This window comes from Mesorhizobium prunaredense, assembly GCF_900156895.1.
GTDB lineage: Bacteria > Pseudomonadota > Alphaproteobacteria > Rhizobiales > Rhizobiaceae > Mesorhizobium > Mesorhizobium prunaredense.
In genome coordinates this window covers 65,918-90,463 of the sequence record NZ_FTPD01000006.1, presented here as the reverse complement: position 1 = coordinate 90,463, position 24,546 = coordinate 65,918, and the positions used below count along the sequence as shown (strand labels likewise).

At 63.4% G+C, this 24,546-nt stretch carries 30 protein-coding genes; 7 read left to right on the top strand and 23 right to left on the bottom strand.

Going from position 1 to position 24,546, the window contains the following annotated elements; all coding sequences use genetic code 11:
* Positions 1 to 27: 27 nt before the first annotated feature.
* The 7 genes from BQ8794_RS06170 to gcvA all read right to left on the bottom strand — a co-directional run bounded on the left by BQ8794_RS06170 (position 28) and on the right by gcvA (position 7,669).
* Complete coding sequence (locus BQ8794_RS06170) at positions 28 to 1,506, bottom strand: mannitol dehydrogenase family protein (protein ID WP_077374481.1); 1,479 nt, start codon at positions 1,504 to 1,506, stop codon at positions 28 to 30.
* Between the two features lie 71 nt (positions 1,507 to 1,577).
* Complete coding sequence (locus BQ8794_RS06165; protein ID WP_077374480.1) at positions 1,578 to 2,348, bottom strand: L-iditol 2-dehydrogenase; 771 nt, start codon at positions 2,346 to 2,348, stop codon at positions 1,578 to 1,580.
* Positions 2,345 to 3,349, bottom strand: coding sequence for an ABC transporter ATP-binding protein (locus BQ8794_RS06160; protein ID WP_077374479.1), 1,005 nt, complete (start codon positions 3,347 to 3,349; stop codon positions 2,345 to 2,347). Before BQ8794_RS06160 ends, BQ8794_RS06165 begins: the two co-directional genes overlap by 4 nt.
* Before the next feature lie 48 nt (positions 3,350 to 3,397).
* Positions 3,398 to 4,222 carry a carbohydrate ABC transporter permease gene (locus BQ8794_RS06155; RefSeq protein ID WP_023801521.1) on the bottom strand — a complete coding sequence of 275 codons (825 nt, stop codon included), beginning with the start codon at positions 4,220 to 4,222 and terminating at the stop codon, positions 3,398 to 3,400.
* Between the two features lie 11 nt (positions 4,223 to 4,233).
* Entirely contained in the window at positions 4,234 to 5,106 is an 873-nt protein-coding gene (locus BQ8794_RS06150) for a carbohydrate ABC transporter permease (protein ID WP_023801520.1), read from the bottom strand.
* Positions 5,107 to 5,227: 121 nt separating this feature from the next.
* Positions 5,228 to 6,538, bottom strand: a complete 1,311-nt coding sequence (locus BQ8794_RS06145; RefSeq protein WP_077375121.1) for an ABC transporter substrate-binding protein — start codon at positions 6,536 to 6,538, stop codon at positions 5,228 to 5,230.
* A 222-nt stretch (positions 6,539 to 6,760) separates the two neighbouring features.
* Positions 6,761 to 7,669 (bottom strand): transcriptional regulator GcvA, encoded by a 909-nt coding sequence (gene gcvA, locus BQ8794_RS06140; protein ID WP_077374478.1) that lies wholly within the window; start codon positions 7,667 to 7,669, stop codon positions 6,761 to 6,763.
* Between the two features lie 214 nt (positions 7,670 to 7,883).
* Between gcvA and BQ8794_RS06135 the strand changes: the two genes are divergently transcribed.
* Positions 7,884 to 8,069 carry a hypothetical protein gene (locus BQ8794_RS06135; protein ID WP_077374477.1) on the top strand — a complete coding sequence of 62 codons (186 nt, stop codon included), beginning with the start codon at positions 7,884 to 7,886 and terminating at the stop codon, positions 8,067 to 8,069.
* Positions 8,070 to 8,090: 21 nt separating this feature from the next.
* Here the strand turns inward: BQ8794_RS06135 and BQ8794_RS06130 are convergent, their stop codons facing one another.
* A complete protein-coding gene (locus BQ8794_RS06130; protein WP_077374476.1) occupies positions 8,091 to 9,047 on the bottom strand; it encodes a sugar-binding transcriptional regulator in 957 nt (318 codons plus the stop codon).
* 246 nt (positions 9,048 to 9,293) lie between these two features.
* On the opposite strand from BQ8794_RS06130, the gene BQ8794_RS06125 reads away from it, so the two are divergent.
* The gene (locus BQ8794_RS06125) at positions 9,294 to 9,926 is read left to right on the top strand and encodes an HAD family hydrolase (protein ID WP_077374475.1); all 633 of its coding nucleotides are present in this window, start codon (positions 9,294 to 9,296) and stop codon (positions 9,924 to 9,926) included.
* A gap of 300 nt (positions 9,927 to 10,226) precedes the next feature.
* Here the strand turns inward: BQ8794_RS06125 and BQ8794_RS06120 are convergent, their stop codons facing one another.
* The 8 genes from BQ8794_RS06120 to ureC form a co-directional block, all read right to left on the bottom strand.
* Positions 10,227 to 10,994: a class II aldolase and adducin N-terminal domain-containing protein gene (locus BQ8794_RS06120; RefSeq protein WP_077374474.1), complete on the bottom strand. Its 768-nt coding sequence runs from the start codon at positions 10,992 to 10,994 to the stop codon at positions 10,227 to 10,229.
* An 86-nt stretch (positions 10,995 to 11,080) separates the two neighbouring features.
* Positions 11,081 to 11,722 carry an urease accessory protein UreG gene (gene ureG / locus BQ8794_RS06115; protein ID WP_077374473.1) on the bottom strand — a complete coding sequence of 214 codons (642 nt, stop codon included), beginning with the start codon at positions 11,720 to 11,722 and terminating at the stop codon, positions 11,081 to 11,083.
* A complete protein-coding gene (locus BQ8794_RS06110) occupies positions 11,719 to 12,159 on the bottom strand; it encodes a DUF3995 domain-containing protein (RefSeq protein WP_077374472.1) in 441 nt (146 codons plus the stop codon). The genes ureG and BQ8794_RS06110 overlap by 4 nt, the downstream gene beginning before the upstream one ends.
* Entirely contained in the window at positions 12,156 to 12,827 is a 672-nt protein-coding gene (locus BQ8794_RS06105; RefSeq protein WP_077374471.1) for an urease accessory protein UreF, read from the bottom strand. The genes BQ8794_RS06110 and BQ8794_RS06105 overlap by 4 nt, the downstream gene beginning before the upstream one ends.
* Complete coding sequence (gene ureE / locus BQ8794_RS06100) at positions 12,820 to 13,389, bottom strand: urease accessory protein UreE (RefSeq protein WP_077374470.1); 570 nt, start codon at positions 13,387 to 13,389, stop codon at positions 12,820 to 12,822. The genes BQ8794_RS06105 and ureE overlap by 8 nt, the downstream gene beginning before the upstream one ends.
* Before the next feature lie 56 nt (positions 13,390 to 13,445).
* Positions 13,446 to 14,039 (bottom strand): hypothetical protein, encoded by a 594-nt coding sequence (locus BQ8794_RS06095; RefSeq protein WP_077374469.1) that lies wholly within the window; start codon positions 14,037 to 14,039, stop codon positions 13,446 to 13,448.
* Between the two features lie 38 nt (positions 14,040 to 14,077).
* Entirely contained in the window at positions 14,078 to 14,572 is a 495-nt protein-coding gene (locus tag BQ8794_RS06090) for a DUF29 domain-containing protein (protein ID WP_077374468.1), read from the bottom strand.
* Positions 14,573 to 14,637: 65 nt separating this feature from the next.
* Positions 14,638 to 16,350, bottom strand: coding sequence for an urease subunit alpha (ureC, locus tag BQ8794_RS06085; RefSeq protein ID WP_077374467.1), 1,713 nt, complete (start codon positions 16,348 to 16,350; stop codon positions 14,638 to 14,640).
* A gap of 178 nt (positions 16,351 to 16,528) precedes the next feature.
* Here ureC and BQ8794_RS06080 point away from each other — a divergent pair, with 178 nt between their 5' ends.
* Entirely contained in the window at positions 16,529 to 16,921 is a 393-nt protein-coding gene (locus BQ8794_RS06080; RefSeq protein ID WP_077374466.1) for a hypothetical protein, read from the top strand.
* Between the two features lie 126 nt (positions 16,922 to 17,047).
* A complete protein-coding gene (locus BQ8794_RS06075; protein WP_077374465.1) occupies positions 17,048 to 17,542 on the top strand; it encodes a hypothetical protein in 495 nt (164 codons plus the stop codon).
* Positions 17,543 to 17,568: 26 nt separating this feature from the next.
* Here BQ8794_RS06075 and BQ8794_RS06070 read toward each other — a convergent pair whose 3' ends face one another.
* The 4 genes from BQ8794_RS06070 to BQ8794_RS06055 all read right to left on the bottom strand — a co-directional run bounded on the left by BQ8794_RS06070 (position 17,569) and on the right by BQ8794_RS06055 (position 19,445).
* On the bottom strand, positions 17,569 to 17,874 hold the full coding sequence (locus BQ8794_RS06070) for an urease subunit beta (RefSeq protein ID WP_077374464.1): 306 nt from the start codon (positions 17,872 to 17,874) through the stop codon (positions 17,569 to 17,571).
* Positions 17,875 to 17,988: 114 nt separating this feature from the next.
* Positions 17,989 to 18,246, bottom strand: a complete 258-nt coding sequence (locus BQ8794_RS06065) for a DUF1272 domain-containing protein (protein ID WP_077374463.1) — start codon at positions 18,244 to 18,246, stop codon at positions 17,989 to 17,991.
* A gap of 25 nt (positions 18,247 to 18,271) precedes the next feature.
* A complete protein-coding gene (locus tag BQ8794_RS06060) occupies positions 18,272 to 18,574 on the bottom strand; it encodes an urease subunit gamma (protein WP_077374462.1) in 303 nt (100 codons plus the stop codon).
* A gap of 28 nt (positions 18,575 to 18,602) precedes the next feature.
* Positions 18,603 to 19,445: an urease accessory protein UreD gene (locus tag BQ8794_RS06055; RefSeq protein ID WP_077374461.1), complete on the bottom strand. Its 843-nt coding sequence runs from the start codon at positions 19,443 to 19,445 to the stop codon at positions 18,603 to 18,605.
* 202 nt (positions 19,446 to 19,647) lie between these two features.
* Between BQ8794_RS06055 and BQ8794_RS06050 the strand changes: the two genes are divergently transcribed.
* From BQ8794_RS06050 to BQ8794_RS06040, 3 genes are all read left to right on the top strand, one after another.
* Positions 19,648 to 19,905 (top strand): acyl carrier protein, encoded by a 258-nt coding sequence (locus BQ8794_RS06050; protein ID WP_077374460.1) that lies wholly within the window; start codon positions 19,648 to 19,650, stop codon positions 19,903 to 19,905.
* Positions 19,906 to 21,114: a beta-ketoacyl-[acyl-carrier-protein] synthase family protein gene (locus BQ8794_RS06045; RefSeq protein ID WP_077374459.1), complete on the top strand. Its 1,209-nt coding sequence runs from the start codon at positions 19,906 to 19,908 to the stop codon at positions 21,112 to 21,114.
* Between the two features lie 88 nt (positions 21,115 to 21,202).
* Complete coding sequence (locus BQ8794_RS06040; RefSeq protein ID WP_077374458.1) at positions 21,203 to 21,907, top strand: glutathione S-transferase family protein; 705 nt, start codon at positions 21,203 to 21,205, stop codon at positions 21,905 to 21,907.
* Between the two features lie 35 nt (positions 21,908 to 21,942).
* Here BQ8794_RS06040 and BQ8794_RS06035 read toward each other — a convergent pair whose 3' ends face one another.
* The 3 genes from BQ8794_RS06035 to BQ8794_RS06020 form a co-directional block, all read right to left on the bottom strand.
* Positions 21,943 to 22,332 carry a hypothetical protein gene (locus BQ8794_RS06035; RefSeq protein ID WP_342187601.1) on the bottom strand — a complete coding sequence of 130 codons (390 nt, stop codon included), beginning with the start codon at positions 22,330 to 22,332 and terminating at the stop codon, positions 21,943 to 21,945.
* Between the two features lie 90 nt (positions 22,333 to 22,422).
* A complete protein-coding gene (locus BQ8794_RS06030; protein ID WP_077374456.1) occupies positions 22,423 to 23,043 on the bottom strand; it encodes a nucleoside/nucleotide kinase family protein in 621 nt (206 codons plus the stop codon).
* A gap of 311 nt (positions 23,044 to 23,354) precedes the next feature.
* Positions 23,355 to 24,461 carry a hypothetical protein gene (locus BQ8794_RS06020; RefSeq protein WP_077374455.1) on the bottom strand — a complete coding sequence of 369 codons (1,107 nt, stop codon included), beginning with the start codon at positions 24,459 to 24,461 and terminating at the stop codon, positions 23,355 to 23,357.
* Positions 24,462 to 24,546: the final 85 nt, after the last annotated feature.

The following is a 24,546-nucleotide window of genomic DNA, read 5'->3' as shown; positions in this document are numbered from 1 at the left end:
TCGGCGGGGACATGCATTGAGCCGATCTTAGAGGTTGCCGGCGAGGTAGCGCGTCAGCGTCGTGCGTGCGCCATCGGCCCAGAGCGCCTTGAGCGCCTTGGCAAAGGCCTCGACGAACAGCGTCGAGCGGCCGACCTCGCCATAGATGTCCTCCATGGCCAGCCAGGCGGCAGGCGCAGCCTTTGCCGCCCTGGCGGTCGTCTGCAACCGGTCCCAGCTTGGATCATTGGGCTCGATGACCGCGCCTGAATCCGTGGTGCCGAAGCAATAGCGGCACCAGAGCGCCGATTCCAGCGCCAGGCCGGCGACGCCCTTGCCGGCCTTCAGCCGCTCGGCGATGGTCGGGATGATGAATTTCGGCTGCCGGTTGGAGCCGTCGAGGCAAAGCCTGCGGATGGTGTCGCCGATCTTCGGGTTGGAGAAGCGGTGCTCGATGAGTTGGTAATAGTCCTCCAGCACGGTGTCCGGCACCGGCGGCACCGTCGGGATGATCTCGTCGTGCTCCAGTCTGTCGAGGAAACCGCGCACCAGCGGCTCCTGCATCGCCTCGTGGACGAAGTGGATGTCCATCAGCCCGGCGGGATAGGCGATGGTCGCATGGCCGCCATTGAGGATGCGGATCTTCATCAGCTCATAGGGCGCGACATCGCTGACGAACTGCACACCGACCTTTTCCAGCGCCGGGCGGCCGTCGGTGAAATGATCCTCCAGCACCCATTGCCTGAACGGCTCGCAGAACACCGGCCAGTTGTCGTCGAGGCCGAACTCGCTCGACAGAATGCCGCGCTCGCGATCGGTGGTGGCCGGCGTGATGCGGTCGACCATACCGTTGGGAAAGGCGACGTTCTCGCTCACCCAGGTCGCCAGTTTCTCATCGATCAGCCGCGCGAGACCAATGACGCCATCGGCGGTGACATGGCCGTTGTGAGGGATGTTGTCGCAGGACATGATCGTGAACGGTACGATGCCGTCGTCGCGGCGGCGCAACAGCCCGGCAAGAATGATGCCGAAGACAGTCTTCGGCGTTGCTCCCGGCTGCGCATCGGCGACGATGTCGGGATGGGTCGGGTTGAACACGCCCGATGCCGGGTCGATGAAGTACCCGCCCTCGGTGATGGTCAGCGAAACGATCTTGATCGCCGGATCGGCAAGCCGTTCGATGATCGCGGCCGCGTCGCCCGGCATCAGGAAGTCGATCATGGCTCCGGTGACGCGGGCGCTCATGTGGCCAGAATCCTGCTCGACCACGGTGGTCAGCCAGTCCTGTTCCTGCAACTTGCCGCGGCCGACCTTTTCGCCGTCGAAAACGCCGGCGCCGACAAGTGCCCAGTCGTGGCCGAGGCCCGCATTGAACAATTCGTCGAGATAGACCGCCTGGTGCGAGCGATGGAAATTGCCGACGCCGAAATGCACGATGCCGGCCTTGAGCGCCGCGCGATCATACTTCGGGCCGGCGACCTCAGGCGGAAGCTTGGCGAGGATGGAAGAAGAGAGTTTCACGGTCATCTACTTTTACCCTTTAGCGGGACGGCTCTTCCCCCCGTGGAGGAGACGGGGAGAAGAGCGCCTTCGCCCCCTCAACTCATCCACTGGCCGCCATCGACATTGTAGGTCTGGGCGACGATGTATTCGGCTTCGTCGCTGGCCAGGAACACCGCCATGCCGGTGAGGTCTTGCGCCGTGCCCATGCGGCCGTAGGGCACGGCCTCGCCGACCAGCCGCTTCTTTTCGCCCTTCGGCCGGTTCTCGTACTTGGCGAAAAGGGCATCGACATGGTCCCAGTGCTCGCCGTCGACGACGCCCGGCGCGATGGCGTTGACGTTGATGCGGTGCTTGATCAGGTCGAGCCCGGCCGACTGGGTGAGCGAGATGACGGCGGCCTTGGTGGCGCAATAGACGGCGACCAGGGCTTCGCCGCGGCGCCCGGCCTGGCTCGCCATGTTGATGATCTTGCCGCCCCGGCCAGCCGCGATCATCGAGCGGGCGGCTGCCTGCAGCATGAACAGCGTGCCGGCGACGTTGACCGAAAACAGCCTGTCGTAGCTTGCCTTGCTGATCTCGACGATCGGCGCCAGGTCGAACAAAGCGGCGTTGTTGACCAGGATGTCCAGCCCGCCGGCCCTTGTCTCGACCGCCTTTAGCGCCGCCTCGATCGAAGCAAGGTCGGTGACGTCCAGTTTCACGGCGTAAGCATTGCCGCCGATCTCCGAAGCGGTGTTTTCCGCAGCTTCGAGATTGATGTCACCGATCGCGACCGTGGCGCCCTCGCGGACATAGGCTTCGGCGAACGCCCTGCCGATGCCGCGCGCCGATCCGGTGATCAGCGCCGATTTGCCCCTGAGCCTCATTGCATCATCGCCTTTCCGTCGGCGCCGAAGCGGTGCAGCTTGGTCTGGTCCGGCGTCAGATAGATCGTGTCGCCGTGATGGGCGGCCAGTTCGCCGTCGGCGCGCACCGTCAGCGGCCCGACACCGTCGGCTTGAACGTGCAGAAACGTGTCGGAGCCGAGATGCTCGGCGACGCCGACCGTGGCTTTCCATTCGCCTGAAGTTTTCGAGATGTTCATATGCTCGGGACGGATGCCGACGGTCTTGGCGCCATGTTTGGCCGCCGGCGCGCCTTCGATCAGGTTCATCCTGGGCGAACCGATGAAGCCGGCGACGAACAGGTTCTTCGGCGTCTTGTAGAGTTCCATCGGCGAGCCGACCTGTTCGATGTTGCCGGCGTTGAGCACGACGATCTTGTCGGCCATGGTCATCGCCTCGACCTGGTCGTGGGTGACGTAGATCATCGTCGTCTTGAGCTGATGATGCAGTTCGCTGATCTCCAGCCGCATGGTGCCGCGCAGTGCTGCGTCGAGGTTGGACAAGGGTTCGTCGAACAGGAAGGCCGATGGCTGGCGCACGATGGCGCGGCCGATGGCGACGCGCTGGCGCTGACCGCCGGAGAGCTGGCCGGGACGGCGATCGAGATAGTTGGTGAGGTTCAGGATGCGCGCCGCGTCCTTCACCTTCCGATCGATGGTCGCCTGGTCCTCGCCCGCCATCTTCAGCGGGAAGGCGATGTTCTTGGCCACGGTCATATGCGGGTAGAGAGCATAGGACTGGAACACCATGGCCAGCTTGCGCTTGGCCGGCGCCTCGCCGGTGACGTCGCGGCCGTCGATGTTGATGGTGCCGGCGGTGGTGTCCTCCAGCCCGGCGATCAGCCGCAGCAGCGTGGACTTGCCGCAGCCCGACGGGCCGACGAAGACGACGAACTCGCCGTTCTCGATGACCAGGTCGATGCCCGGAATGATGACCGTCGACCCGAACGATTTGGAGACGCGCTTGAGCGTGATGTTTCCCATGGTTTCCTCCCCGGGGGTATCTTTGTCGGTTGCTTCAGGCAGCGTCCGTTACTTCACGGCGCCAAAGGTCAGGCCGCGCACCAGCTGCTTCTGGCTGAACCAGCCCATGATCAGGATCGGTGCGATCGCCAGTGTCGAGGCCGCCGACAGCTTGGCCCAGAACAGGCCTTGCGGGCTTGAGAAGGAACTGATGAAGGCGGTGAGCGGGGCGGCCTCGGTGGTGGTCAGCCGGATCGTCCAGAACGCCTCGTTCCATGCCAGGATGATGTTGAGCAGCATCGTCGAGGCGATGCCCGGCACCGCCATCGGCGTCAGCACATAGACGATCTCGTTCCAGAGCGATGCGCCATCCATGCGCGCCGCTTCCAGGATCTCGCCGGGGATCTCGCGAAAATAGGTGTAGAGCATCCACACCACGATCGGCAGGTTGATCAGCATCAGCATGATCATCAGGCCGATGCGGCTGTCGAGCAATCCGGTATCGCGGAAGATCAGGTAGATCGGGAACAGCACGGCGACCGCCGGCATCATCTTGGTGGAAAGCATCCACATCAGGATGTCCTTGGTCCACTTGCCCGGCGAGAACGCCATCGACCAGGCCGCCGGTATGGCGACGAGCAAGGCCAGGATGGTCGAGCCGACCGACAGGAACACCGAGTTGAGGAAGAACTTGAAGTAGCCGCTCTGCGCCTCGACCGCGGTGTAGCTTTCCGTGGTTCCCGACGGAAACAGGTTGAAGCCCTGGATGGCCTCCTGCTCCGACTTGAACGAGGTGATGATCGTATAAAGGATCGGGAAGAAGATCAGCAGGGCGACGATCCAGGCGGCCGCGGTCGCGATCGTCTTGTGCTGGGTGCTGACTGCACGTGCCATCGTTTCCTCCCTTATCTGTCCAGGTTCTTGCCGACCGCGCGCATGGCGAAGAAGGCGACGATATTGGCTAAAATGACGGCAATGATACCGCCGGCGGAGGCCTGGCCGATTTTGAACTCCAGCAACGCCTTCTGATAGACGAGGAAGGGCAGGTTGGTGGAGGCGTAACCCGGGCCGCCATTGGTGGTGACGAGGATCTCGGCATAGACCGACAGAAGGAAGATCGTCTGGATCAGGATGACGACGGTGATGGCGCGCGACATATGCGGCAGCGTCAGATAGATGAAGCGGCTGACAAAACCGGCGCCGTCCATCTCGGCGGCTTCCTTCTGCTCGCCGTCGAGCGATTGCAGGGACGTCAACAGGATCAACGTCGCAAACGGCAGCCATTGCCAGGCGACGATGATGATGATCGCCAGCATCGGATATTGGCCAAACCAGTCGATCGGCTGCCCGCCGAAGAAGCGCGCAATGTCGGCAAAGACGCCGTATTGCGGATGCATGATCATGTTCTTCCAGACCAGCGCGGCGACCGGCGGCATGACGAAGAACGGCGAGATGACGAGGATGCGGACGATGCCCTGTCCCCACATCGGCTGATCGATCAGCAACGCCAGCAGGATGCCGCCGATCACCGTGATCAAAAGCACGCTGGCCACGAGGATAAGCGTGTTGAGGATCGACTGCAGGAATGCCGGATTGGAATAAAAAAGCGCGTAATTCGAGAAGCCGACGAACCCGTCACGGATCGGGTTGAGCGGATTGTACTGCTGGAAGGAGAACCACAGGGTGAATGCCAGCGGAACGATCATCCAGACGAACAGCAGCACCACGGATGGCGCCATCATGAAGCGGGCAAGCGAACGGGTCTGCTGAGTAGCCATGACGGTCACCCTTCAAAAGTCAGCCAAATTTTTCAGTGTTGTGAAGGTGGCCGCCCGAACTGGGATTCGGGCGGCCCCTGCCGGTTAAGATAGGCAACCGGCTTTCGGCACCGGGAGGAGCCTACTGGATATAACCGCCCTCGGTCATCGTTGCGGTGGCAGCGTCCTGGGCCTGCTTCAGGGCATCGTCGACGCTCGACTGGCCGGCGAGTGCGGCCGAGAACAGCTGGCCGACGGTGGTGCCAAGGCCCTGGAACTCAGGGATGGCGACGAACTGGACACCGACATAGGGCACCGGCTTGACGGTCGGATGCGTCGGATCGGCGGCGTTGATCGAGTCCAGCGTCATCTTGGCGAAGGGCGCCGCCTTCTGGTATTCGGGGTTGGCGTAGAGCGAGGTGCGCGTTCCGGGCGGAACATTGGCCCAGCCTTCCTTCGAAGCGACGAGCTCGGCGTAGGCCTTGCTGGTTGCCCAGGATACGAACTTCTGAGCAGCGTCTGCCTTTTGCGTGCCGGCGGGAATGGCCAGCGACCACGCCCACAGCCAGTTGCCGCGCTTGCCCAGGCCATTGTCGGGCGCCAGCGCATAGCCGACCTTGTCGGCGACGGTTGAGGCCTTCGGGTCGGAAACGAAGGAGGCGGCGACCGTGGCGTCGATCCACATGCCGCACTTGCCCTGCTGGAACAGCGCCAGGTTTTCATTGAAGCCGTTGGACGAGGCGCCCTCCGGACCGGCGGCCTTCATCAGGTCGACATAGAACTGCAGCGTGTTCTTCCATTCGGGCTGATCGAATTGCGGCTTCCAGTTCTCATCGAACCAGCGTGCGCCGAAGGAGTTCGACATGGCGGTCAGGAAGGCCATGTTCTCGCCCCAGCCGGCCTTGCCGCGCAGGCAGACGCCGTTCACGCCATTGGCGCGATCGGTCATCTTCTCGGCGGCCTGCTTGACGAAGTCCCAGGTCGGTGCGTCGGGCATGGTCAGCCCGGCCTTCTCCATCAGGTCCTTGCGGTACATGACGAAGGAGCTTTCGCCGTAGAACGGTGCTGCATAAAGCTTGCCGTCGACCGAGAGGCCACCGGCGATGGCCGGGATGATGTCCTTGACGTCATAGTCGTCGCCGAGCTTGTCGAGCGGCAGCAGCCAGCTCTGCTTGGCCCAGATCGGAACCTCGTAAGTGCCGATGGTCATGACGTCGTACTGGCCGCCCTTGGTGGCGATGTCGGTGGTGACGCGCTCGCGCAGCACGTTTTCCTCGAGCGTGACCCACTGGAGCTGGATATCGGGATTTTTGGCGGTGAAGTCGTCGGTCAGCGTCTGCATGCGGACCATATCGCCATTGTTGACGGTGGCGATGGTGATGGATTCGGCATGCGCGGCGAAAGCGAGGGTGCTGGCCGACAACAGACCCAGGGTGAGCGTGCGAAGTTTCATCAAATTCCTCCCATAGACCAAGCTGAGCATTTGCTTTGGCTGTGAGCAATTACTCACCTCGCGTGATTTATGTCAAGCCGGATTCGTTGCTGCAGCGCAGCACGCAAGCTCGTGCGGCTTTCGATTCCAGATGCTTTCGGGAACATTCAGAAGGCGGTTGAGATGGCTCTCGTCGCGCGAAATGTCGGATTTCGGTGCCCGCTTGACCGGATGGATTATCGACTATTGGCCGGCGATCTCACCCAGGATCCAGTCGCGAAAAGCGCGGATCTTCGGCACGTTGCGCCGCGCCTGGGGATAGACCAGCCAATAGGCGTGGCCGTCGTCGCCGACCAGATCGAAAGGCTGGATCAGGCGGCCATCGGCAAGCTCGGCCTTGAAAAGAGCGGCCGTCACGATCGCCACGCCCTGCCCGGCGATCGCGGCGTTGGCCTCATAGGCCTGCGCCCCCATGCTGGAGCCGGGGCGCTTGGCCAGTTCCTCGACCGGCAGGCCGGCGGCGATAAACCAGTCCCGCCACCAGATGTCGCCAGGGTCGAGGATTGGCAGGCGCAACAGATCGGCAGGCTCCTTCACCCCGCCGATGCTTGCCGCGAGCTTCGGGCTCAGCATCGGCGTGAAGTCCGCATTGAAAAGCTTGTGCACCTCCACGCCCGGCCAGTTTCCGCCGCCCGAACGGATGGCGATGTCGATATCCTCGCGGGCGAAATCAACAAGGCGGTTCGATGTATCGAGACGCACGGCCAGCGACGGATGCGCGACCTGGAACGAACCGAGATGCTGCGCCAGCCAGTTCGAGGCAAAGGTCAGCAGCGTCGAGACACAAAGTACTCCGTCGGCGCCGCTGCGCGCCGCGGCATAGGCTCCACCCAACAGGGCGAACGCCTCGCTGACCGCAGGCGCCATGCGTTGTCCCGCCTCGGTCAGCACGATCTGCCTTGGCCGGCGCAGGAACAAAGGCGCGCCGACGCGCTCCTCCAGAAGCTTGATCTGATAGCTCGCCGCCGCCTGCGTCATGCCAAGCTCGCCGGCGGCCTTGGTGAAGGAAAGATGCCGCGCCACCGCCTCGAACACCCGGATCGCCTGGAGCGGAGGGAGCTGGGAGACCTGCCGTGACTTGAGTTCAGGCATAAGCCTTCCTTATGGGCCTTGATCGACGTTTGATTGGCAGCAAGGGTCGATCCAGCCGATATTTGAGGTCGACGATCACTCTCGCCTACAGCGCCGCGCATCCTTTTGGACGCGCAAAGGACGCTGTAGCACTTTTGATTTTGCGCATGATCCTTTCCGAAAATCGATATCGATTTTCGGGGTCATGCGCCAGACATAACGAAGGCTGACGATCATGACCACGATACAGGAAAAGCTATTTCTGACGCCAGGCCAAGGCTGGTTTTTGCGGATGGCGCGTGGATTGGCGCGGCACGGAGCCAGGAAAAGGGCCTATCTCGACATCAGGGAATTGCCGCCGCATCTGCAGCGCGACATGGGATTTCTCGACGGCAACGATCCTTACGGCCGGCGCAAATAGCCTTGCTGGACTTATCCCTAATCAGCTGGCCGCCAGCAAGGCGGCGGCGGTCCGCTCGTCGGTGATGAGGCCGTTGACCAGCCGCCGATTGACCGCCGCAAGGATGCCCGGCAGCTTGCGCTCGCCCATGGCGAGCGCGATCACCAGCGATTTTTCGCGCGACGGCAATGATGCCGACGACACCCGGTCATTGGTGATGCCGTCGATCATCCGACCTTCGCGATCGAACACCCAGCCGACGATCTCGGCGACGCCGCCTGCCTTTTGCAGCGCTTTCAATTCACTCTCCGAAATGAAGCCGTCCTCGTAGAGCGGCGCCTTGGGGCCGAGATCGCCGATGCCGACGAAGGTGACGTCGGCTTCCGCCGCAAGCGCCAGCGTCGGTTGGATCATCGGCTGGCTGAGCAGCATCTCGCGCTCCTGCGGCGAGGAGGCGATGACCGGCAGCGGCATCGGGAAGGAGCGAGCCTTGACCCTGTCGGCCATGGTGAAGATGACGTTGTAGAAGGCGGCCGAACCGTCGGGCGAGATGTTGCCGGTCAGCGACACCACCTTGTGCTGCGGGCACTCCATCGGCGGCAGTTGCTCGATTGCCGCCTTCAACGTGCGGCCGGTGCCGATCGCCATGACGATCGGCGTCGGCGAGCGCAGCCGTCTCTCGATCTCGGCGGCTGCCGCCACGGCGACGCCAATAGTTGAGGAGGAAGCGGGATCGCTTGGAACCACCTCGACCAGATCGAGGGCGAAGCGCGATTTCAGCCGGGCCGCGAGGTCGAGGCAATTGGCGATCGGGTGGTCGACACGCACCTTGATCAGCCCTTCCGACACCGCCAGCGATACCAGCCGCTGCGCCGTCTGCCGTGAGATGCCGAGCGTCGAGGCGATCTGGTCCTGCGTGTTGCCGGCGACATAATAGAGCCAGCCGGCGCGCGCCGCGTCGTCCAGCCTGTTGCTGCCGCTGTCCTGCCGGGAATTCAACTTGCTGCCTCCCTGCCCCCGAGCACTTAGCGGGAGCGCCTTAGTTTTACCGGGGAATGCGTTTGTAAGCAATTGCCTGATGCCAGAGCAATTGCTTGGGTAAAGCTCCCGAGGTGCCTGCAGTGTTTCGCGTGGATGATTATAGCCAGGCAATTTTTTGAAGTCCCGCAATGTTCGGTGCAGCCAGGCGCGGCGGTTTATCTCCCGAGGCAAACCCTTTAAGGGATTCGGACAAAGGAGCCTTGCATGACGCCGAAAGCGGTTTTCTGGGACATGGACGGCACGCTGGTCGACAGCGAACCATTGCACGAAGCGGCGCTGATAGCGGCGCTGCACAGCGTCGGCATCGCGGCGCCATCCAACCTGCATGAGCGCGTGCTCGGCATTGCCGCATGGCCGGTCTACGAGATGCTGCGCGACGAGTTCGGCCTCGACCTGGCCTTCGACGACTGGATCGTGCGCAAATACGACCACTATCTGCCGATGGCCGAGACGCTGAAGCCGCGCCCCGGCGCCATCGAGATCTACAACGAACTGCGCGCGCTTGGCGTGGCGCAAGCGGTGGTGTCCAATTCCGACCGGCTGGTCGTCGACGCCAATCTGCGCATGGTCGGTCTTTTCTATCCCGGCATGAAGACGGTCAGCCGCAACGACGTGCGCGAAGGCAAGCCGCACGCCGAACCGTTTCTGCGCGCCGCATGGCTGGCCGGTGTCGATCCAGCCGATGCAGTGGCCGTCGAGGACAGCGTGACCGGCGCCACGGCGGGGCTGGCGGCGGGGATGAAGACGATCTTCTGGCCGGAGGCGCCCATGGCAGGGCCGCCCGGCGCGATCGTCATCAGCAGCGCCGACGAATTGCGGGCTGAACTCGGGCTTTAAGATTGACGAAACCGGCGATCAGAGCGCCCTTCTCCCCGTCACTATGGCAGGGCTATCGCAGGTGGAAGGCCGAGCTTTTGCTCTACGATGGACCCCCACCCCTAACCCCTCCCCACAAGGGGGAGGGAGACTTTCGGTTGGCGCTGACCTCGGCAAATTGCCTGTCTTTCGGCGCCAAAGGGGATGTAAGGGCGCGCGGCAGCGTTCCCTCCCCCTTGTGGGGAGGGTTAGGGTGGGGGTCCACCTTCGCAAGAATCCAAATGCGATTGCGCTGGTCACTTTATGGGAAGAAGGGGGCTCTCAGTTCCGGTAGACCGGCTCCTGCTCGTCGAGGATCGCCTTCAATTCGGACAGGTGCCGTTCGGCCTGGCCGGGATAATCTTCCTGCTCCGCTGCTGCCTTCTCGGCGATTTCATCCGACAGGACCCGTAGCGGACGGCCGGTCCACAGCGCCTTGATGTAGGTCTCGGCGGCGCGTTCGAAATAGAACATGCGGTTGAAGGTGTCGGCGACGGTATCGCCGATGACCAGCACGCCATGGTTGCCCATGACCATCACCTTGACCTTCGGATCGGTAAGCAGCTGCGAGCAGCGTTCGCCCTCTTCCTCGAAGGCGAGCCCACCATAATGGCCGTCAACGACGTGGCGGTTGAAGAAGATCGCCGAGTTCTGGTCGATCGGCGGCAGCGTCGAGTCGGCGAGCGAAGCGAGCACCGTGGCGTGGGTCGAGTGCACATGCATGACGCAGCGCGCATGACGCACATTGCGATGGATGGCGCCATGCAGCCCCCATGCCGTCGGGTCGGGCGCATTTGGGCCGGAGAGCGTACCGGGATCGTTGGCGTCGATCAGCAGCAGGTCGCTCGCCTTGATGCGTGAGAAATGCACCTGGTTGGGATTCATCAGGAATTGCGAGCCGTCATCGTTGACGGCCAGCGAGAAATGATTGGCCACCGCTTCATGCATGTTGAGCCGCGCCGTCCAGCGGAAGGCGCAAGCCAGATCGACGCGTTCCTCGTAAAAGGGCAGGTTGGTCAGCATTTCCTTCTGCAGGCGGGCGATGCTCATCGAAAACCTCCGTGAAAGAAGCAAGGATGCCGCGCGCCGCAGATGCGCGCAACCGGTTTCGTTTGGTGCAGGCGAAGCGCTTTGCCTTACGCCGCCGTGCTTCTGGCGGCGTCGATGCGCAGCCCACCATGCTCGACGATGAAATCGATCACCTCCTGCAGGCCCTTGCCGCGCGACAGATCGGTAAATCCGAACGGCCGCTTGCCGCGCATGCGGGCGGCATCTCTCTCCATGACATCGAGATTGACGTTCACATAGGGGGCGAGATCGCTCTTGTTGATGACCAGGAAATCGGATCGGGTGATCGCCGGCCCACCCTTGCGCGGGATTTCTTCGCCTTGACAGACCGAGATGACGTACAGCGTCAGATCGGCGAGGTCCGGGGAAAACGTGGCGGCAAGGTTGTCGCCGCCCGATTCGATGAAGACGATGTCGAGATCCGGGAATTTTCTGGTCATCTCGGCGATCGCCTGCAGATTGATCGAGGCGTCCTCGCGGATGGCGGTGTGCGGGCAGCCGCCGGTCTCGACGCCGATGATGCGGTCCTCGGGCAGCGCCTGCAGCCGGGCCAGCATCATGGCGTCTTCCTTGGTGTAGATGTCGTTGGTGACCACGGCGATCGAGAACTCGTCGCGCAGCGCCTTGCAGAGCTTTTCGGTGAGCGTCGTCTTGCCGGAGCCGACGGGGCCGCCGATGCCGACGCGAAGGGGACCATTGGCTTGTGTCATCCAGGGAACTCCATGATGGCTAGCACTGCAAAGCCGAGCCCTACAACCAGGCAGAGCGGCGAATAATAGCTGACATCGAGCCGCGCGAAAGGCTGTTCGGGCGCCAGCCGGCGCCACCAGGGCGTGAAGCCGGCAATGCCGCGCCCCAGGAAGACCAGTGCGATGAGCAGCGCTGTCGCGGCAAGCCCGGCCTTGGGAAAGGGCGTGGCAAACACGCCTTCGAGCGCCATCGGCCACAGTGTCGCCAGGCCGAGGCATGCGGCAACGGCGAAGCTGGCGAAGGGCGCCGGCATCTCGTCGACGCCGCGAAAGCCGACCACCGCGCGGGCGCAGGAGGCAGCGTCCCTGCCTGGCCAGATCCCGCCAATACCCCAATAGACATGCAGCGTCGTGATCAGCAGCAGAACGAGCGAGAGGGCGAAAGCGAGGACGATCATGAGCGGAACAATCGCGAGTACTGGGTTTCGTGCTTCATCGCCATGACATCCGAGATGAACGCGCAACCGCCGAGATCATCCAGCGTCGAGCCGGCAGCACGGGCGGCGACGCTGAGCGCCAGCGGTTCGAAGCCGGCGAGCAGCGCGGTGGCGCCGGTCTGGCCGACGACGCCGAGCCGGATCGCGGCCTGGACGAGATTGGAGAGAAAGGCCTGCAGGAAGGCGGAGAGCGCATCCTGCAGGGCGATGGCGTTTCTACCGGCAGTTGCGCCGACTGCGACGCAATAGGGGCACTCGGCCGGCAGACGGTCGAGCACCTGACACGGCCAGGCCGACGCCGCCTTCAGGAAGGCGGCGCCCTGCAGCATGGTCTCGGTGTGGCGCTCGCTCGAGCCGGCCAAGGCCTCGGCGAGGGCGGCGATTTCGGCGAGATCGCCGGCTTGGCGGGCGCGCCGCCAGCTTTCGGCAAACAGCACGGCATCGTTCCAGCCCGAGCCCATCTCGACCAGCGTCTCCAGCCATGCGGCGAGGTCTTTGCTGTCGGCGACCAGCCCGGCATGCACGGCTTGTTCGAGACCATGGCTGTAGGAAAAACCGCCGACCGGGAAGGCAGGCGACAGCCACGCCATCAGCCGCAATAAAGCGACGTTGGAAGGCTGGTCAGTCATGGTCGTGCGAATGACTGTGCGAGTGCGCCTCGCTATGAGCATGGGAATGCGCTTCGGCGTGGCTGTGTGCATGCGATTCGCCATGGGCGTGACTGTGCCCGGAATAGGCGCCGCGCACCGGTGCGAACGGTTCGGAAACGTCGCTCACCGTCGCGCCCAGCCCTTCCAGCATCGTCTTGATGACATGATCGCGCAGGATGAGGATGCGTTCCGCCTCGATGGCGGCAGCCAGGTGGCGATTGCCGATATGCCAGGCAAGCTCGGCCAGGTGCACGGCGCTCTCGGCACGGATATCGTAGAGCGGTTCTTCGGCCGCGACGATCTCGATATGACGGCCATCCTCCAGCACCAGCCGGTCGCCATCGTTCAGGGCCACCGGTTCGGGCAGGTCGACCAGCACTCTATCGCTACGGGCCGTTTCGATGGCGCGGCGGCGCAGATGCCGCTCGTCATGGGCAAGCACCGCACGATCATACGGCGCGACCGCTCCTGCCTCGCCGGCGCTGAGGACCGAGACGGCACGTGGGAATTTGGTGAAATCGGTGCGGATGTCGAGCTTCATGTAAAACTGCCTCTCCCAACAAGCGTAACCTATCGCGTGCGTCGCCCCAATGGTGCTCAAACGATCGTGTCGAAGAGCCGCAGGATGAACGATATCTGGCAGACGAGGGCGGCGGCGACAAAGGCGATGTGAAAGCGACGATCGCTGACCAGTATCGCAATGACGCAAAGCGTGACGAACACCGGCGTGCGAAACAAATATTCGACGCCGAAGCGGGCGAAATGCTCCGGCCCCTTCAGCAGCGTATCGATCACGTCGAGCAGATAGGTCGCCGCCAGCAGGCCGAAGAACCAGGCACGGCGCGAATAGAAAAAATCTTCGTAGCTGGTGTAGTCCAGCATCGAGTCCGGAAACAGCAGCGCGCAGAGCAGGAACAGCGTAACGGCGTAGAAGATGATGAACAGGTATTTTCCGAAGGTCCAGGTCTCGATCTGGAACAGGCCGAACTCCCACCACCAGAAATGCACCAGCATCAGGAGCACCGACACAACCCGGGCCAGATGCACCGAATAGAGCCGGAATTGGCCCGGATGCTGGACGATGCGGGCCAGCCCCGACAGCAGCCGGGTGACGCCAAGCCCGATCACCATGCCCAGAACGATGCGGATGTGCGGGAAGATGTCGTGGGCGGAGACTGGTTGTTGCTCCATAAGCGGTAAGGAAGGCTATTCAACGCTGGAGTGATAGTTCATTCGCGAACAAGCTGGTCCGACGTCCATGGAGCGCCGGGGAAAAAATCGTGATCCAGCACGTCTGCAATCTGATAGGGACAATCGGCAGGAAAATCCTTTTCAGGCAACCCCGTCTCGTCAGCCGCTTTCAATCTCGCAAATTCGAACTCGCTAGCGAGTTGCTTGCGTGGATAAGCCTTCAGGCTCGGGCTTTCGTTGATCAACTTCTTAATCTGATGTCGCTGTTCGCGGATCGTCAGCAACCAGCCTGTTTTGCGCCTCTCTGCCTGAAACTGCCATTTTAGCAGGTGCAGAAGCAGAGTACTCAATCTGGTCTCGATCTCTCGTTTGTCACTCCGCCCCAAACTTTCGATCTCCTCGGCAAGGTTCTCACGATCGAGGTCGGATAGACGACCTTCGCGCAAAAGCGCGCCCTGTTCGGCGCACCATTGAGCATAGTCGGTTTCGTAGGGTGTAGACTTATGCCGACGCTGGATTTGGATCTTGTTCATGACTGCATAATGCGCCGTTTTCGATGCCAAGCCAATCACTGGGCGAGTCAGATCAGAACCCGGCATCAGAACAAAAAGTACCGCTGCGCCATCGGCAGCACGGTGGCCGGCTCGCAGGTGAGCAATTCGCCGTCGGCGCGGACTTCGTAGGTTTCGGGATCGACCTCGACATGCGGGGTGGCGTCGTTGAGCACCATCGAATGCTTGCCGATGCCGCCGCGGGTGTTGTCGACGGCGACCATCTGCTTGTCGACGCCGAGCCGGCCGCGCAGGCCGGCATCGAGCGCGGCTTTCGAGACAAAGGTCACCGACGAGTTGGTCATCGCCTTGCCATAGGCGCCGAACATCGGCCGGTAGTGCATCGGCTGCGGCGTCGGGATCGAGGCGTTGGGATCGCCCATCGGGGCGGCGGCGATCATGCCGCCGATCAGCACCATGTCGGGCTTGACGCCGAAGAAGGCCGGGTTCCAAAGCACCAGATCGGCGCGCTTGCCGACCGCCACCGAGCCGATCTCGTTCGACAGGCCATGCGCGATGGCCGGGTTGATCGTGTATTTGGCGATGTAGCGGCGGACGCGGAAATTGTCGTTGTCGCCGGTTTCCTGCGGCAGCGAGCCGCGCTGGCGCTTCATCTTGTCGGCGGTCTGCCAGGTGCGGATCGCCACTTCGCCGACGCGGCCCATCGCCTGACTGTCGGACGAGATGATCGAGAAGGCGCCGATGTCGTGCAAAATGTCTTCGGCGGCGATGGTTTCCTTGCGGATGCGGCTTTCGGCAAAGGCGATGTCTTCGGGGATCGACGGCGACAGATGATGGCAGACCATCAGCATGTCGAGATGCTCGGCCAGCGTGTTGACGGTGTAGGGCCGGGTCGGATTGGTCGACGACGGGATGACGTTGGGCAGGCCGCAAACCTTGATGATGTCGGGCGCATGGCCGCCGCCGGCGCCTTCGGTGTGGAAGGCGTGGATGGTGCGGCCCTTGATCGCCGCCACCGTGTTTTCGACAAAGCCGGATTCGTTCAGCGTGTCGGTGTGGATCATCACCTGCACGTCATAGTTGTCGGCGACCGACAGGCAGCAGTCGATTGCCGCTGGCGTCGTGCCCCAGTCCTCGTGCAACTTAAGCGAGCAGGCACCGCCCAGCACCATCTCTTCAAGCGCGGCCGGCAAGGACGCGTTGCCCTTGCCCGACAGGCCGATGTTCATCGGGAAGGCGTCGAAGGACTGGATCATGCGCGCCAGATGCCATGGCCCCGGCGTGCAGGTCGTTGCCAGCGTGCCATGCGCCGGTCCGGTGCCGCCACCGAGCATGGTGGTGATGCCTGACATCAGCGCCTCCTCGATCTGCTGCGGGCAGATGAAGTGGATATGCGCGTCGAAGCCGCCGGCTGTCAGGATCTTGCCCTCGCCGGCGATGATCTCGGTGCCGGGACCGATGATGATGGTGACGCCGTTTTGCATGTCCGGATTGCCGGCCTTGCCGATCGCGGCAATGCGGCCATCGCTGAGGCCGATATCGGCCTTGAAGATGCCGCCTGAAGCATCGACGACCAGCGCATTGGTGATGACGGTGTCGACCGCGCCTTGCGCACGGGACACCTGGCTCTGGCCCATGCCGTCGCGGATGACCTTGCCGCCGCCGAATTTCACCTCTTCGCCATGCAGTGTAAAATCCTTCTCGACCTCGATGAACAGCTCGGTATCGGCAAGCCGCACCTTGTCGCCGACGGTCGGGCCGTACATCTGCGCATAGGCGGCGCGGGTGATTCTAGCCATCAGCAATTGCTCCCGAAATGTCACCCAAAATACAGCCGGTCGAAGCCCGGCCCCACATTGTCGCCATCCTATGGTCACGCAATGACCTGCTGGGCGACACCTTCCGATCCCATTTAGCGTTTGAGGTGGCAGGGTCACCCCAAAACGACCGTTTGCCAATCGATGGAAAGGAAGTTTTATGCGCAAAACGATATCTCTCGCAGCCGCCGCCACCCTCCTGCTCGCGACCGCTGCCAGCGCCCAGCAACAGCCTGCGCCGCAACCCGGTGAGCCGCCGGCTTCGCCCGCTCCCGCGGCGCCTGGCGCCCAGCCGGCTCAGCCGCAAGCGCCGGCGATTCAGACCGTCAACGTCGTCGACATCGAGGAACTGCCCAAGGAAACGCAGACCAAGGTCAACGAAGTGATCGCCAAGCGCGGCGAGGACGGCCTGCAGAAATTGCGCAGCTCGATCGACGCGACGCCACAGGTCAAATCCGCGCTCGAAGCCAAGGGACTCACCTCGGCGCAAGTGATCGCCGCCAGCATGGACGCCAACGGCTCGCTGACCTTGATCACCAAGAAGGCGAGCTGACGACGCGCTGTGGCGGGCCGGCACGAGGCCGGCCTGCCGCATCGGGGAGGGAACCTTCGCAGGGCGGAATACGTTTCGACTTTTTGGCCTAGAACCGAGTCTCGAAAGAGGCTTTGAGAGCGAGCGATGGCGATCACCACCTTCCCCGACTTGAGATGGCTGCATTTGATGGCCGCAACTGCGTTTCTTGCGGCGAGCGCCCCCCAGGCCGGGTTGAATGCGCAGGGCCTTGAAGGCCCTGAGACCGTGAACAAGATCATCGGCTCGGAGGTCGGCCAGGAAGAGACCAACACGGCTGTCGAGGCCGGTAAAGTCACTGCCGCGATCGAGCGGACGCGTGAAAACATCGGCGCGGTGCGCAAGACATCCAAGCTCGACAAGGTGGACATCGTGTTCCTTACCGACGCCGCGCGCACCGAAGGCGGGCTGCCGCCGGCGATCGAAAGCAAGGTCGAGCAGCATCAGGAGGACATTGCGGAACTGCGCGACGAGATCGAGGCGAACGCATTGCTGTTCAACGCCATCGACTCTCGACGCGTGCAGACCGAAGACGTTCTCGCCGTGGAATTCGACGATCCTGGCAAGGTCGTCATCTACGCGGCGGCCAAGCCGCCCGGCTGAGCCGAAACTGCTCGACGCTTCTGATCTCACAGCGCGCCCATGATCTTCTGCTGGAACCCGTAGACCTCGCGCTTGCCGCCGAGCGGCACCAAGGTGACGTCGCGCTCCTGGCCGGGCTCGAAGCGCATCGCCGTGCCGGCGGCAATGTCGAGGCGCATGCCGCGCGCCTTGTCGCGATCGAATTTCAGCCCCTCATTGGTCTCGAAGAAATGATAGTGGCTGCCGACCTGGATCGGCCGGTCGCCGCTGTTGGCCACTTTCATGGTGATTGTCGGCTGGCCCTTGTTGAGTTCGATCTCGCCGCCTGCCGTGATGATTTCGCCCGGGATCATCGCCAGCCTCACAAGACGCCGAAGACGAGGCCGGCGGCGAGCAGCAGGAACGCCGAGAGGGAGGTGCGTTTGATCGGGACCATCGATATGCCTTTCGCTGTCAGGATCGTGCCGTCACGCGGCGTTGCGGGCCGGGCCGCAGCCTTCGGCCTTGAGGACGCGCTTTGTCGAGGCGGGATATTTGTTCAGCATCGCTGCCGGACGGATCGGGCGCGCTGAAAAATTGCCGCCGCAATTCGGGCAGACGCCGCCCAGCACATTTGCCGCGCAATCGGCGCAGAAGGTGCACTCGAAGGTGCAGATCAGCGCATCCGTCGTCTCTGGCGGCAGGTCCTTGTCGCAGCATTCGCAGTTGGGGCGTAGCTCAAGCATTTTTTTCTCCTCACCTTATCGGCCCTCACCTTATCGGTTCATGCACGGTCACCAGCTTGGTGCCGTCGGGGAACGTCGCCTCGACCTGGACGTCGTGGATCATCTCGGCGATGCCGTCCATCACCTGCGCGCGGGTGACGACATGGGCGCCGGCCTCCATCAGCTCGGCGACCTGGCGGCCGTCGCGGGCGCCCTCGACGACGAAGTCGGTGATCAGGGCGATCGCCTCCGGGTGATTGAGTTTGACGCCGCGTTCGAGCCGCTTGCGCGCCACAATCGCCGCCATGGCGATGAGCAGCTTGTCCTTTTCCCTTGGCGTCAGGTTCATGCGTATCCCAGGAATGACATAATCGGAATCAGAGTGACCATAATTTGGGCAGACCCGCCCGTCCGTTGAGCAATTCGACAAGCGGAACCAGCCGCTTGCGGAGCTGGTAGCCGTCGTCGGCAAACAGCCTCGCAAGAAGCTTGCCAGATTTCTTCACGCTCCAGACGCTGGCGTCGCCCTGGCCGCCGATAACCTCCCGGGCCGGATCGAGCAAAGTCTCGACCCGCGGCGAGATCATCAGTACCGTCGCCATGGCGATGGCGCCGCCGGCCACGGCGGAACGGCCCAGAATGGCCGCAATGCCGGGCCCGATGCGGAAATCCTCGGCATGAACGAGCGCTCCTTCCTGACTGACGCGCCAGCGGTCGTGGAAGCTGCCGTGCGCCGCGCGTTCGCCCATGGCGAGGCGGCCGAAGACGGTCGCCTCGAGCACCAGCGCCTCGGCACCGGCGGCAAGCTCCAGGTCGAGCCTGCGGGCAAAGGCCGATCGATCGAAGACGATGGTTTCCTGCGGCAGCCAGGCGATGCGGCCGCCGGCGCCGACCGTCAGCTTCACCCGCACCTCGGCATGATCGGACGCGGCGCGGTAGATTTTCTCGCAGGCCTGGGTGGTTATGGTGGCGGAGGCGCCGGCGCCGACATCGACCTCCCAGCCGAGGCGGTCGCCGCCGGTCAGCCCGCCGGCGGTGTTGATCAGGACGGCTTCGAGCGGATCGGCCGAGACGGCCGGCATGCGGATCTTGGCGGAACCATCCTGATAAAGCCGCCGAAGACGCGTGCGGCCGCCATCCTTGTCACAAGCAAGCCGCGCCGTTCCGGCGACGCGCTGGGCCGGCGGGACAAAGGTCAGGCCAGGTTCGATCATATCCATGGCGCAACGATAACCTCACCCCCGGCTTTGTCGAGATATAGCTTGTTGCTTGACAACGTTTCGGTTTCTATAGAGGAGCCGTCTTGGTACGGTCACACAGCGCCTGGCGGGGAAAAAGGCGACGGTGACGATCTGAACCTGGGGAAAAACAGGCGCTGATCAGTTGGCGCCGGAAAACGACAAGGGTTGGGGAAGGAACCGAATGGCTGACCAGCTGGCAACGGACATCATCGCGAAGATCAAGGCTCATGCCGAGCCGGGTGGCGAAGAAATCACCACCAGCACCGAACTGACCTCACTTGGCATTCATTCGCTGGAACTGACGGAGATCATCTTCGATCTCGAGGAACAGTATGGCATCGAGATCGAGATGAACACGGTCGATGCCTGGAGCAATTTGAAGAACGTCGGCGACATGGTCGAGGCGGTTCGCGCACTGATCGCGAAAAAGCCTGACTGAATGCACAAGCGCGTCGTCATTACCGGCATCGGCGGCTTATGCGGGCTCGGCACCAATGTGCCGGCGATCTGGGACGAGATGCGCGCCGGCCGTTCGGCCATCGGCCCGATCGTCAATTCGGAGCTGCATGACCTGAAAATCAGGGTCGGCTGCGAAATCAGGACGCTTCCCGAGCACGGCATCGACCGCAAGCAGGTCGTGTCGATGGACCGTTTCAGCCTGTTGGCGACGATCGCCGCGCGCGAGGCCGCGCAACAAGCCGGGCTAAGCTTGCACGCAGCCAACACCTACCGGATGGGCGCCGTCGTCGGCGTCGGCGTCTGCGGCTGGGAGGCGATCGAAGAGAGCTATCGCGCCATCCTGCTCGAAGGCAAGAACCGCACCGGCATCTTCACCGTGCCGAAAGTGATGCCGGGCGCTGCGGCCGGCCATGTCAGCATGAATCTCGGCCTGCGCGGGCCGGTGTTCGGCATCACTTCGGCCTGCTCCTCGTCCAACCACGCCATTGCCTCGGCGGTCGACCAGATCAGGCTTGGCCGCGCCGACGTCATGCTCGCCGGCGGCACCGATGCGCCGCTGGTCTGGGGCATCCTGAAAGGCTGGGAGGCGCTGCGGGTGCTGGCGCCCGACACCTGCCGGCCGTTTTCGGCCGATCGCCAGGGCCTGGTGCTCGGCGAAGGCGCCGGCATGGTCGTGCTGGAAACTTTTGAGCATGCCATGGCGCGCGGCGCCACTATACTCGCCGAAATTGCCGGCGCCGGCCTTTCCGGCGATGCCTCCGACATCGTCGCGCCGACCGTCGAAGGGCCGGAGGCGGCGATGCGCTTCTGCCTCGTCGATGCCAGGCTCAACCCGGAAGACATCGACTACATCAATGCGCATGGCACCGGCACCAAGGCCAACGACCAGATCGAGACGGCGGCGATCAAGCGCGTTTTCGGCGACCATGCGCACAGGCTGTCGATCTCCTCGACCAAATCGATGCACGCCCACTGCCTCGGCGCGTCGGGCGCGCTGGAGCTGATCGCCTGCGTGATGGCGATCCGCGAAGGCATCGTGCCGCCGACGGCCAATTTTCGCGAAACCGACGCCGACTGCGATCTCGACATCACGCCGAATGTGGCGCGCGAGCGCAAGGTGCGCGCGGCGATCAGCAACGGTTTTGCGTTCGGCGGCACCAATGCGGTGCTGGCGTTCAAGGCGGTCTGACCGCAACCGGATCCCCAGCTACGGCGAGACGCGTCTTGCCACGCGCCACGACGGCGCGCTTGCGCGAAAAAAAATCCCAGGAGTTTCGATGACCGACCTGTCCGCCTTTCCGATCGCCACGCGCTGGCCGGCCAGCCATCCCGACCGCATCCAGCTCTATTCGTTCCCGACGCCGAATGGGGTAAAAGTGTCGATCGCGCTGGAGGAGATCGGCCTGCCCTACGAGGCGCATGCGGTGCACATCGGCAAGGACGAGAGCTGGACGCCGGAATTCCTGTCGCTGAACCCGAACGGCAAGATCCCGGCGATGATCGATCCGGACGGCCCGGGCGGCAAGCCGATCGGGCTGTTCGAATCCGGCGCCATCCTGCTCTACCTCACCGACAAGACCGGCAGGCTGATCCCGGCCGACCCGGCGCGGCGTTACGAAACGATCCAGTGGGTGTTCTTCCAGATGGCCTCGATCGGGCCGATGTTCGGGCAGGTCGGTTTTTTCCACAAATTCGCCGGACGCGAGATCGCCGACAAGCGGCCGCTGGCGCGCTATCGCGACGAATCGCGGCGGCTGATCGGTGTGCTCGAGACGAGGCTGAAGGGCCGCAGCTGGATCATGGACGACGACTACACCATCGCCGATATCTCGATGCTGGGCTGGGTGCGCAATCTGATCGGTTTTTACGAGGCAAGGGAACTTGTCGGCTTCGACGATTTTTCCCATGTCGCGGCATGGCTGGAGCGCGGCCTCGCCCGGCCGGCGGTGCAACGGGGTCTTGCTATCCCTGCCCGGCGTTAGCTCAATCGGCGGCTGGCGCCGAGAAGAGGCTGGGCCTACTTTGTCTTGGCTTTGGACTTTGAGCCGCCCTTGCCCATGACGGAAGCGGCGAGGGATGCAGCGGTCTTGGCGGTGGCGACAACCGCGCCGGCCGCGACATTGGCCGTCGTCTTGACGGTGCGCATTGCGCTGCCTGCGATCGAGCCGCCGCTTGCCGATTTTCTCGACCTGGCCGGTTTTGCCGTGGCCTTGGCTGCGGTCGGCACCACTTTCTTCGGTGCTGCCTTGCCAAAACTGGGCTTTGCCGCATCCTTGGAGCGAGCGGCGACCGCCGGGCCAGCGCCGGTCTTGGATTCAGTCGCCTTTGATCCAGTTGCCCTGGATCGAGTTGCCCTGCCCTTGCCGGACGCAGGCTTGCTTGCCTTGGTTGCCATCGGAGTAGCCATCGGACAGTTTTCCTCATGTCAGCATCATTGCCGTATCTGACACAACGGCCGGAAAGTCCTAAGGTTCCAGGCGCGGCTGGTCCTTGCAAATCAGGCGTGATCGCCGATCACCAGATCGGCGGGGCGGCGGCGGGCAAGCACGCGGTCGATGTTGGGCATGTCGTTGGAGGCGATCCAGGCGCGGGCGTCCTCGTCGGAGCGGCCATGCTCGTGCCATCGCTCGAGCAGCCGGCGCTCGAGCTCGGCGCGCGGCACATCGACGAAAACAGAGAAATCGAACAGCGGCGCCAGCCGCGACCACGGTTCCTCGTCAAGCAGCAGATAATTGCCTTCGACCAGGATGAACTTGGTGTCGGCGGCGATGATCGAAGCAGCGGCGCGCGACAGCTCCATGCTGCGGTCGAACACCGGAATGGCGATGTCGGGCTCGGCCGCGCGGATGCGCTTCAGCAAGGTTTCAAAGCCGGCAAAGTCAAAGGTTTCCGGAGCGCCTTTTCGCGCGCGCAGGCCGCGCCGCTCGAGCACGATATCGTCGTAATGGAAGCCGTCCATAGGCACGATTTCGGCCGCGCCTTCCGGCAGCAGCTCATGCAGGCGGGCCGACAGCGTCGACTTGCCGGCGCCCGGAGGACCGGCGATGGCAACGACAAAGCGCCGCGCCTTGCCGGCGCGCTTGAAGATGGTGGCGGCGAGGTGGGCAGTTTCGGACATGCGTGATTCCGGGTGACAATTTCGGCTGCATCTTGGCGACAGTTCGCGGAAATTTCAAACGCGGGATTGAAGATCGCCCAATTGTCGAGGGCGCCGCCGCCCCTCATTGCCCTGCCGGGCATTTCTCCCCGTATAGTGACGGGGAGAAAGGGCTGGCCGCGATGTTGGCGCCCCTCCTGCAACGCTGGTGATTGGCGAAACCATCGATGACAGCGCCCCTCTCCCCGTCACTATACGGGGAGAGGATGCCGGCAGGCAGGTGAGGGGCAGCGCAAGCGCCCGCAATGAGCGATTGCCTGCGCACACTCCAATCAACCAGGCACCGACCTGCCAATCCGCAGGAAATCGCCGTCGAAAGCGACATCCCGCGTCGAACCGTCCGCAGCCGCAAGGCGCATATGCCCCTGCGCGGTGGTGATGTCGCGCGGCGGCTCGCCGTCGAATAACGGCAAAACGCCGATGACGTGGCGGAACGAGACATTGCCGCCTTCGCCAAGGGCAAAGGCGGTTGCCACCCCTTCTCGTTTCAGCCAGTTGTCGCCCAGCGACGCCGCATGGCCGAGCGCGGTGCGGCCGTCCTCGATGCCGAGCACGCCGCGATGGCGGCCGATCCACGGCGCGTAGTCGCGCCCGCCATTGCTGATCCACAGCATGGTGACCGGCAGTTCGGCCGGGTTTTTCAGCACCACAACGAGATCGGCTTCCGCCTTTCGCGCCAGCGCGGTCCAGCCCGGCCCGCCATGGTCGGCCTCGACCAGCGTGACGAAATCCTCTCGGCTTTGGTCAATGCGATAGTCGGTCAGGTCGAGCGTGCCGCCATCGGCGGCGGGAAAAAGCGTCAGGTCGGCGGACCGCGCGGGATAGGCGAAAAGAAAGCGGCCGCGGGCCGGATCGGGCTCGAGCGGGTCGTCCGGCGTTGCCGCAAACCGCTTCGGCGAAAAGGCCAGCCTGCCGCCGTCCGTCATCACCGTCATCGGATGATGGGCGACGGAAATGCCGCCGGAACCGCCGGAAAAGACATGTTCCTGATAGAGAAAGGGATGGTCGTCGCGCAGGGTGAGGATCTTGTCGATCGTCGCGCCCATGACCTTGTGCTGCAGCCTGAAAACGGCCCGCCAGCCATCGGCAGTCGCCGCGGAGGCGACGACATCCCAACGGCTGTTGGCCGGCCAGCCGTGCAAGGGCGCTTCCTCGACATCGCTGCGCGAAAACGGCGCGCATAGAAAATCGCCGGACAGGCGAACGGTGCCCGCGGGCAGGTCTGGCGGCAGCGTCTCGCGCGGCTCGTCGATCCACGGCGCGCGATGCAGCGGTTTTAGCCGGCGCCCGTCGATATCGACCGTCATGTCGGCAAGATGGCCGACGGTGAGATCGACCGTTACCGAAATGCCTTTTGCCGTGATCGTGAGCGTATCCATGGCGCACCTGCTGATTCAGCCGGCGCCAGCAAACCCGCTCGACGCCGGTTGCGCAAGCTGCGTGATGGGCTTTGCATGTCAGAGA

Excerpts from the sequence above, each read along its gene's own strand:
- BQ8794_RS06170 (WP_077374481.1), bottom strand. The coding sequence starts at position 1,506 with ATGACCGTGAAACTCTCTTCTTCCATCCTCGCCAAGCTTCCGCCTGAG.
- BQ8794_RS06165 (WP_077374480.1), bottom strand. The coding sequence starts at position 2,348 with ATGAGGCTCAGGGGCAAATCGGCGCTGATCACCGGATCGGCGCGCGGC.
- BQ8794_RS06160 (WP_077374479.1), bottom strand. The coding sequence starts at position 3,349 with ATGGGAAACATCACGCTCAAGCGCGTCTCCAAATCGTTCGGGTCGACG.
- BQ8794_RS06155 (WP_023801521.1), bottom strand. The coding sequence starts at position 4,222 with ATGGCACGTGCAGTCAGCACCCAGCACAAGACGATCGCGACCGCGGCC.
- BQ8794_RS06150 (WP_023801520.1), bottom strand. The coding sequence starts at position 5,106 with ATGGCTACTCAGCAGACCCGTTCGCTTGCCCGCTTCATGATGGCGCCA.
- BQ8794_RS06145 (WP_077375121.1), bottom strand. The coding sequence starts at position 6,538 with ATGAAACTTCGCACGCTCACCCTGGGTCTGTTGTCGGCCAGCACCCTC.
- gcvA (WP_077374478.1), bottom strand. The coding sequence starts at position 7,669 with ATGCCTGAACTCAAGTCACGGCAGGTCTCCCAGCTCCCTCCGCTCCAG.
- BQ8794_RS06135 (WP_077374477.1), top strand. The coding sequence starts at position 7,884 with ATGACCACGATACAGGAAAAGCTATTTCTGACGCCAGGCCAAGGCTGG.
- BQ8794_RS06125 (WP_077374475.1), top strand. The coding sequence starts at position 9,294 with ATGACGCCGAAAGCGGTTTTCTGGGACATGGACGGCACGCTGGTCGAC.
- BQ8794_RS06120 (WP_077374474.1), bottom strand. The coding sequence starts at position 10,994 with ATGAGCATCGCCCGCCTGCAGAAGGAAATGCTGACCAACCTGCCCTTT.
- ureG (WP_077374473.1), bottom strand. The coding sequence starts at position 11,722 with ATGACACAAGCCAATGGTCCCCTTCGCGTCGGCATCGGCGGCCCCGTC.
- BQ8794_RS06110 (WP_077374472.1), bottom strand. The coding sequence starts at position 12,159 with ATGATCGTCCTCGCTTTCGCCCTCTCGCTCGTTCTGCTGCTGATCACG.
- BQ8794_RS06105 (WP_077374471.1), bottom strand. The coding sequence starts at position 12,827 with ATGACTGACCAGCCTTCCAACGTCGCTTTATTGCGGCTGATGGCGTGG.
- ureE (WP_077374470.1), bottom strand. The coding sequence starts at position 13,389 with ATGAAGCTCGACATCCGCACCGATTTCACCAAATTCCCACGTGCCGTC.
- BQ8794_RS06095 (WP_077374469.1), bottom strand. The coding sequence starts at position 14,039 with ATGGAGCAACAACCAGTCTCCGCCCACGACATCTTCCCGCACATCCGC.
- BQ8794_RS06090 (WP_077374468.1), bottom strand. The coding sequence starts at position 14,572 with ATGAACAAGATCCAAATCCAGCGTCGGCATAAGTCTACACCCTACGAA.
- ureC (WP_077374467.1), bottom strand. The coding sequence starts at position 16,350 with ATGGCTAGAATCACCCGCGCCGCCTATGCGCAGATGTACGGCCCGACC.
- BQ8794_RS06080 (WP_077374466.1), top strand. The coding sequence starts at position 16,529 with ATGCGCAAAACGATATCTCTCGCAGCCGCCGCCACCCTCCTGCTCGCG.
- BQ8794_RS06075 (WP_077374465.1), top strand. The coding sequence starts at position 17,048 with ATGGCGATCACCACCTTCCCCGACTTGAGATGGCTGCATTTGATGGCC.
- BQ8794_RS06070 (WP_077374464.1), bottom strand. The coding sequence starts at position 17,874 with ATGATCCCGGGCGAAATCATCACGGCAGGCGGCGAGATCGAACTCAAC.
- BQ8794_RS06065 (WP_077374463.1), bottom strand. The coding sequence starts at position 18,246 with ATGCTTGAGCTACGCCCCAACTGCGAATGCTGCGACAAGGACCTGCCG.
- BQ8794_RS06060 (WP_077374462.1), bottom strand. The coding sequence starts at position 18,574 with ATGAACCTGACGCCAAGGGAAAAGGACAAGCTGCTCATCGCCATGGCG.
- BQ8794_RS06055 (WP_077374461.1), bottom strand. The coding sequence starts at position 19,445 with ATGGATATGATCGAACCTGGCCTGACCTTTGTCCCGCCGGCCCAGCGC.
- BQ8794_RS06050 (WP_077374460.1), top strand. The coding sequence starts at position 19,648 with ATGGCTGACCAGCTGGCAACGGACATCATCGCGAAGATCAAGGCTCAT.
- BQ8794_RS06045 (WP_077374459.1), top strand. The coding sequence starts at position 19,906 with ATGCACAAGCGCGTCGTCATTACCGGCATCGGCGGCTTATGCGGGCTC.
- BQ8794_RS06040 (WP_077374458.1), top strand. The coding sequence starts at position 21,203 with ATGACCGACCTGTCCGCCTTTCCGATCGCCACGCGCTGGCCGGCCAGC.
- BQ8794_RS06035 (WP_342187601.1), bottom strand. The coding sequence starts at position 22,332 with ATGGCTACTCCGATGGCAACCAAGGCAAGCAAGCCTGCGTCCGGCAAG.
- BQ8794_RS06030 (WP_077374456.1), bottom strand. The coding sequence starts at position 23,043 with ATGTCCGAAACTGCCCACCTCGCCGCCACCATCTTCAAGCGCGCCGGC.
- BQ8794_RS06020 (WP_077374455.1), bottom strand. The coding sequence starts at position 24,461 with ATGGATACGCTCACGATCACGGCAAAAGGCATTTCGGTAACGGTCGAT.